The sequence below is a fragment of the Paraburkholderia diazotrophica genome (genome assembly GCF_900108945.1).
In the GTDB taxonomy this organism is placed as follows: Bacteria; Pseudomonadota; Gammaproteobacteria; order Burkholderiales; family Burkholderiaceae; genus Paraburkholderia; species Paraburkholderia diazotrophica.
This window is the reverse complement of sequence record NZ_FNYE01000042.1, coordinates 63710-69994: the sequence shown is the minus strand read 5'-3', so window position 1 is coordinate 69994 and position 6285 is coordinate 63710. Positions and strand designations below refer to the sequence as shown.

6 protein-coding genes are annotated in these 6285 nt (G+C 59.8%); 4 read left to right on the top strand and 2 right to left on the bottom strand.

Annotated elements, in window-relative coordinates:
- A partial coding sequence (locus BMW76_RS33640; RefSeq protein ID WP_322789323.1) for an alpha/beta family hydrolase occupies nucleotides 1-425 on the bottom strand: 425 nt, incomplete at its 3' end.
- A 708-nt stretch (nucleotides 426-1133) separates the two neighbouring features.
- On the opposite strand from BMW76_RS33640, the gene nhaA reads away from it, so the two are divergent.
- The 4 genes from nhaA (at nucleotide 1134) to BMW76_RS33620 (ending at nucleotide 5203) form a co-directional block, all read left to right on the top strand.
- On the top strand, nucleotides 1134-2360 hold the full coding sequence (nhaA, locus tag BMW76_RS33635; protein ID WP_090873132.1) for a Na+/H+ antiporter NhaA: 1227 nt from the start codon (nucleotides 1134-1136) through the stop codon (nucleotides 2358-2360).
- Nucleotides 2361-2410: 50 nt separating this feature from the next.
- Nucleotides 2411-2749 carry a YXWGXW repeat-containing protein gene (locus BMW76_RS33630; RefSeq protein WP_090873129.1) on the top strand — a complete coding sequence of 113 codons (339 nt, stop codon included), beginning with the start codon at nucleotides 2411-2413 and terminating at the stop codon, nucleotides 2747-2749.
- Nucleotides 2750-3109: 360 nt separating this feature from the next.
- Nucleotides 3110-3508, top strand: a complete 399-nt coding sequence (locus tag BMW76_RS33625; RefSeq protein WP_090873127.1) for a hypothetical protein — start codon at nucleotides 3110-3112, stop codon at nucleotides 3506-3508.
- Between the two features lie 192 nt (nucleotides 3509-3700).
- Complete coding sequence (locus tag BMW76_RS33620; protein ID WP_245763494.1) at nucleotides 3701-5203, top strand: phospholipase D family protein; 1503 nt, start codon at nucleotides 3701-3703, stop codon at nucleotides 5201-5203.
- Between the two features lie 35 nt (nucleotides 5204-5238).
- Here the strand turns inward: BMW76_RS33620 and BMW76_RS33615 are convergent, their stop codons facing one another.
- A complete protein-coding gene (locus tag BMW76_RS33615; RefSeq protein ID WP_090873123.1) occupies nucleotides 5239-6270 on the bottom strand; it encodes an AraC family transcriptional regulator in 1032 nt (343 codons plus the stop codon).
- Between the last annotated feature and the right edge of the window lie 15 nt (nucleotides 6271-6285).

The window sequence follows — 6285 nt, the reverse complement described above, 5'->3', positions numbered from 1 at the left end:
CCGGGCGCGCCCGCCGGGTGCAGCGGGAACGCGACGAAAGCGAGGCCACGCACACCGTCGAGTGGGGAGATGGCTTGGGCCTGGGACGTCATGCGGCCGCCGTACGACCTGCCGCCGGCGAAGAGCGGCAGGGCTGGCAGCCGCCGGCGGGCCTCTGCGACGGCTGCCTGCACGGCAGCATGCGCCACGGCCGGCGAGTCCACCCGCTTGGAGCCCCGCTCCATGTACGGAAACTGGTAGCGCAATGTGGCGACATTCGCCGCCGCAAGCGCGTCGGCCAATGACGACATGCCGGCGTGCTGCATGCCCGCCCCGGCACCGTGCGCGAAGACATACAGGGCTCGCGCGTCCTCCGGCACTCGGAGGAGCGCAGAGACCTTAGTGCCGTCGGGCAGTGCCAAGGAAAGCGATTCTGGGTCGTCCATCGTATTCAGGTCGTGTCGTTGTGGCCTTTGCGCCGATTCTGCACCAACGAGGCATCGGGGAGCGTTTGTGGCGGCCTCCGGCAAGGCATTGGGCAGGTGGAGTTTGCCGGCCGATCCATGGAGCGCGCGCTCATCGTGAACGGCGCCGCAATCGCAATGTTTCGGTTGACGATCGCAGGCCCGACCTGTGGGCCGCAGCGTGATCCGCTTTGAGACATCTGCGTAATAGCACGCCTGCATCATTGTCAGTGAGTTGTTACGACACTGCAATCAGCGTCATAGGAAGTTCTCGAAGGGCCGTTCATTTATCTGGCTCTCTGGAAATATCCGGCGCAGGAAGTTCTGGATTCGGCCCAGAAGGCGTCATTGAGAAGCGGGACGCGTCGCCTGTTCCAAAGTCTGTTTTTCTTCTGAAAACCGACGCGACGTTGTAACTACCTCTCGCGTCTTCAGTGATAGCGCTTCCCGACCTATCCCTCTACGCACGGTTCTTCGAGCACTTTGAAGGGAAGTATTACTTAGCTAGAGAGTGCGCGTCATTCGATGGCTGGAACGCGTCAGACAAGCCCTTCTTGTTTCTGCCAGCATGCGTGACTAAATTGAGTAGGGTCTTCGATTGAGCGTCACGTTTCTGAGTGGCGAGGCCTTGCCGCAAACTGTGCCTCTGCCAGGTCTCGCCTGCGCGCTTGCGTAATTTACGGAGCCAACATCGTGATCGGCAACACGCTTCGCAAGACGAACGAGGGAATTTCCAACTTCCTTAAACTGGAGTCGGCGGGCGGGCTGATACTTGCAGCAACGGCTGCGCTTGCGTTGATCTGCAGCAACTCACCACTTCGCGTCGCTTACAACGAACTGCTAACGATTCCCGTGGAAGTTCGGGTCGGGTCGCTCAGTCTCGGAAAACCGCTTTTACTGTGGATCAACGATGGACTGATGGCGATCTTCTTTTTTTTGATCGGGCTGGAGGTCAAGCGCGAAGTGGTCGAAGGCGAACTGTCCAGTCCCGCGCAAGTCGTGCTGCCCGTCGTCGCAGGTTCGGGAGGGATGCTTTTGCCCGCGCTTGTCTTCTTCGTCATTAACCGTGAGAGCGGCGTGGCGATGAATGGCTGGGCGATTCCGACGGCCACTGACATCGCGTTTGCGCTCGGCATTCTCTCGCTTCTCGGCGACCGGGTGCCAGGGGCGCTCAAAATATTCCTGACGGCCGTCGCGATTGCTGACGATCTGGGCGCAATCATCATTATTGCGCTGTTTTATACCGCCGACCTGTCGTTCCCGATGCTGATTTTAGCGGTCGTTGCCATTGCGTTACTGTTTGCCTTCAACTTCTTCAACGTTACGCGGATTGCGCCTTACGTGATTGTCGGCGTAATTCTGTGGGTATTTGTTCTGAAGTCCGGCGTTCACGCGACCCTCGCGGGGGTTGTGACTGCTTTCGCCGTGCCACTTAAAGCAAAGGATGCCGAAGGCCATGTTCCCCTGCACTGGCTTGAGCATCACCTCCATCCGTGGGTGGCTTTGGGGGTGTTGCCAGTTTTCGCGTTTGCGAACGCGGGAGTTTCATTTACCGGAATAACCATAGCGGCGCTCGCAGATCCTCTCCCGCTCGGCATCGCCGCCGGCCTTTTCGTAGGAAAGCTTGTCGGGGTTTTCGGAGCGAGCGCTGTGCTGATCGGGCTGGGGCTGTCCAAACTTCCTGCTGGCGTCAGCTGGTCGCAACTGGCAGGTGTCGCTGCACTGTGCGGCATTGGCTTTACCATGAGCTTGTTCATCGGATCCCTGGCGTTCGAAGGACAGGAATACTTCACGCCCATCCGGTTGGGCGTGATTACCGGATCGGTGCTTTCGGGCGTTACTGGCTATCTGTTGCTCAGGTTCGTGCCCAGGCGAGCCACAAAAGTTTCGCTTGATGGCCGCGCCGTCGAACCCTGAACCATATTTGAAATTGACCCGGTTCCGATACAACGTAACCAGACTTCTCCATGACAAAGATCATTCTTGCGGCATCGCTGGGATTGCTACTGGCCGGCGCGCTGCTTCCTGCTAGCGCCAACGCAGCCGACAAATCCCTGATTGTCGTGGAACAGGCTCCGCCGCTGGCACGCCACGAACGCGCGCCGAAGCCACGCCGAGGCTACGTATGGGTAGAGGGCTACTGGACGTTCCGCGGCAAACACTACGCGTGGCAAAAAGGACGCTGGGTACTTGCACGCCCAGGTTATGAATATCAGCAGGCACGATGGGTAAAAGTTCCGGGCGGATGGGAGTTGCGCCAAGGCGGCTGGAGACGTCCGCCTGAGGCACCTTTGCAGCCGCAGTAACTGAAGGGCAAACCGATTCAGTCGGTTGCAATACATAAACGTTCGCTTCTACCTGCCGAAGTTGATGGCAGTTCCGCCGACCCGTCTCACAGGCGGAAATCCGGATGCTGTGCGCGATGCAATGCGGCCGCTACAGCCCGCCGATTGGAAGAGCAATCCACATTGCTGGACGCAGGCAGACCTCCAAGGAACGACGGCTCCCGCGACAGCTGTCCACTGCAACACGGTAATGCCCGCCGTCTTGCCGTCACCCGCATAGTATGGCTTTCCGGGGGGCGGCTTGGCCATAACATGCCTGTGGTTGCGCATGGGTAGCCGCTTTTGTCAATCTGCGTCGATTACGCCCGACATGATGCCCTGATGACCGAAAGCGCCGAAGCCATATTGAGGAGCGACTCCATGCGAGGTTTCACACAGCCGGTCACGCAGGCACTTTTCGATCGAGGCGGACTGAAAGCCGCATTTGAGCATGTCCGGAACCTGGTCATTGCGACGGTCCTGGTCGCGGCGGGTTTCGAGACGATAAAGCGCTTCGATGTTATCGACTTGCCAGGATTGTCGAATCCGCGCTTCGCCGGCTACGTCGTAGCCGGTATCGGATGCGCACTCATCGTTCTCAACCTGCTGGCCGGGCTTAGGCAGTTGTCCAGACTGAAGTGGCATTTCGCATTGCAGACGGCGCTCACGATCATTTACATGATCTTCTCACTGAGAATGGTCCAGTTGATTATTCTTTTCAGAACCAATACGTGTCAATGAACCGGCCCAACGGCACTTAAGAGACCTGATCCTATCTTGATCTGTTTGCGACCGATCCATCTGGTTGAGAGCACGTCTGCGGGCGTTTCATGTCAACGGCCTCCGGCCACAATGCGCCAGTACACAATTTTCCCGGGAGCGGTCGTCTCATACAAACGCCCGATCTTGGCGTTGATTCTGTTATCGGCGACGATGCTCGCAGGTTGCGCCATCCCGCCACCAGCGAACCGCACGCAATCAGCCGCGGTGACGCCTAAGCAGGCACGGGCTACTCATCTGGGTCGCGTGGTTGCACCTGAACTGGAAAAACACCCCGGCCTTACCGGCATTGATCCGCTCGTCGATCCTCTCGATGCATTCGCAGCAAGGATGGATCTCGCCCGCTCGGCGCAGCGCTCGCTCGACGTTCAATACTACATCTGGCGCGATGACCTGACGGGCACGCTGCTGCTGGAAGAGCTTCGCGAAGCGGCCGACCGGGGCGTCCGTGTGCGCCTGCTGCTCGACGACAACGGCATCCCTTCGGATCTCGATGACACGCTGGCAGCGCTTGGCGCTCATCCGAATATCGAAGTGCGCCTGTTCAATCCATTCAAAATCCGCAGGCCAAAGTTCATTGGCTTTCTCGCCGATTTTTCGCGTCTGAACCGTCGCATGCACAACAAGTCCTTTACCGCTGACGCTGTCGCAACGATCGTCGGTGGCCGGAATATTGGAGACGAATACTTCGGAGCGACCGACGGTATGGTTTTCGCCGATCTCGATGTCCTCGCCGTCGGTCCCGCTGCGACGGACGCTGCTTCGGATTTCGACCGTTACTGGGCGAGCGCCTCGTCTTATCCCGTCGGGCAGATCCTTGCGACCGCGCCGCGCGATCAACTGGAAGCGCTGGATCGCAAGGCTCTCGCGGTACAAAGTGATCCGGCGGCCACCGCATATACGGCCGCGCTGCGGGAGACGACCGATGTGCGCCGACTGCTTCAGGGGGCGCTGAAACTTGAATGGGCCAGGACCCGCCTCGTCAGCGATGATCCCGCCAAGGCCTTGAACAGCGCGTCACCGGACACACTCGTGACGCGTCAGCTGCAGGAGATATTAGGCGTGCCGACGCGCGAACTCGACCTTGTCTCCCCGTATTTCGTGCCTGCCGAAGCGGGAACGCACTACTTTACGGAGTTGGCCGGTCGAGGCGTCGCGGTGCGCGTGCTGACCAATTCACTGGAGGCCACGGATATCGCGCTGGTTCACTCCGGTTATGCGAGAAGGCGGGTCGAACTCCTGTCGGGCGGTGTCGAACTCTTCGAACTGGCACGCTTTCCGGATACTTCTGCCAGACACCACGGCGCGGATAATGCCGGCAGCGGGGGATCGAGCTTGCATGCGAAGACCTTCGCGGTGGACGCCGAGCGTGTGTTCGTCGGATCACTCAATTTCGATCCACGCTCGGCGAACCTCAATACGGAAATGGGTCTCTTGATTGAAAGCCCTGGGCTGGCAAGCCGCATTGAAGCCGTATTCCATTCACTCGCGCCGCAACTTGCATATCGTGTCAACCTGGACCAGGACGGCAACGTGTACTGGATCAGACGAAACGGGGACGTGCTGGTGCGCTATGACAGGGAACCGAATTCGACGTGGGCTGCCCGGCTCGGCATCTGGTTTTTCTCGATTCTTCCCATCGAATGGTTGTTGTGACTGGCGGCAAAGCGTGACGAGCCGGCATTCGTGTTCTAACGGTCGCCGTCTTCGTCAGCGCCAATAGCGCGTTGCCTGTTTTCCCGGCGCCACGCAGACACGCTGCAGCCGAAGCGGCCGCTGAACCAGCGGGAAAACGCACTCAACGATGAAAAGCCGAATAGCGAGGCGACTTCAGACAGCGGCCTGTTGCCGCTACCGAGATACCGCATCACCATCTCTACCCGCACCGAATCGACAATCGACAGATAGTTCGCGCCGTGCTGTGCGAGATGGCGATGCACGGTCCTGCGATCCATGCCCAGATGCTGCCCGATCCGATCGACCGAACAGGCGCCTGACGGCAGCAGTGCAACGATCAGCTTCCTGATCTTCTCGGGCATCGTCGCGCTGGACTGCAGCAGCATCGAATCGAGGTAGCGGCGCACCTGCTGCGCCATGACGGGATCGTAGGCGGGAATCGCGGCATCAAGATCGGACGCGAGACACACAATGCCGTCGAAGTCCTGGTTGAATTCGACGGTTACGCCAAATACGCGCGCGTGGATCGTGGTGCGGGCTGGAGCATGATGCGTGAAACAGACGGCGCGCGGTTTCCAGGCGGCGCCCAGCACCATGTCCAGTACGCGGTACAGGACCCCCAGTACCAGCTCCGTTGCCTGACGCATCGAACCGGGTACGCCCACGATGTCCTCGCGGATGACCACCAGTCCCTCCGATTCCTCGATGCGCATCACCACGGCCTCGTTCTGCAACCGCAGGTAGTGCGCCGCGGATTCCAGCGCCTTTCGTAGCGTCGGCTGTTCGCGCATCACAAAACCGAGCGCGCCGAGGTTCGAGATATGGCGGGTCTCGGCCATGCGCAGCCCCAGGTCCTCGACGGCGGCGGTCCGAGCCGATGTCTCCAGCAGTCGCGCTACCGCCTCGGCCGGAATCATGAGGTCGGGATCGAGCAGCACGGACCGCTCAATTCCCGCGTCGCTCAACTGCTGATAGGGATCGAGGCCGACCAGTCGGGCCACCTCGACGAAATTGGTGAGGGCTGCACTGCGAAGCAGATAGGACATATCGTTTTCCCGTGG

Bases quoted from the DNA above. Each gene is read 5' to 3' on its own strand.
- BMW76_RS33615 (WP_090873123.1), bottom strand. From the start codon at position 6,270: ATGTCCTATCTGCTTCGCAGTGCAGCCCTCACCAATTTCGTCGAGGTG.
- BMW76_RS33620 (WP_245763494.1), top strand. From the start codon at position 3,701: ATGCTCGCAGGTTGCGCCATCCCGCCACCAGCGAACCGCACGCAATCA.
- BMW76_RS33625 (WP_090873127.1), top strand. From the start codon at position 3,110: ATGACCGAAAGCGCCGAAGCCATATTGAGGAGCGACTCCATGCGAGGT.
- BMW76_RS33630 (WP_090873129.1), top strand. From the start codon at position 2,411: ATGACAAAGATCATTCTTGCGGCATCGCTGGGATTGCTACTGGCCGGC.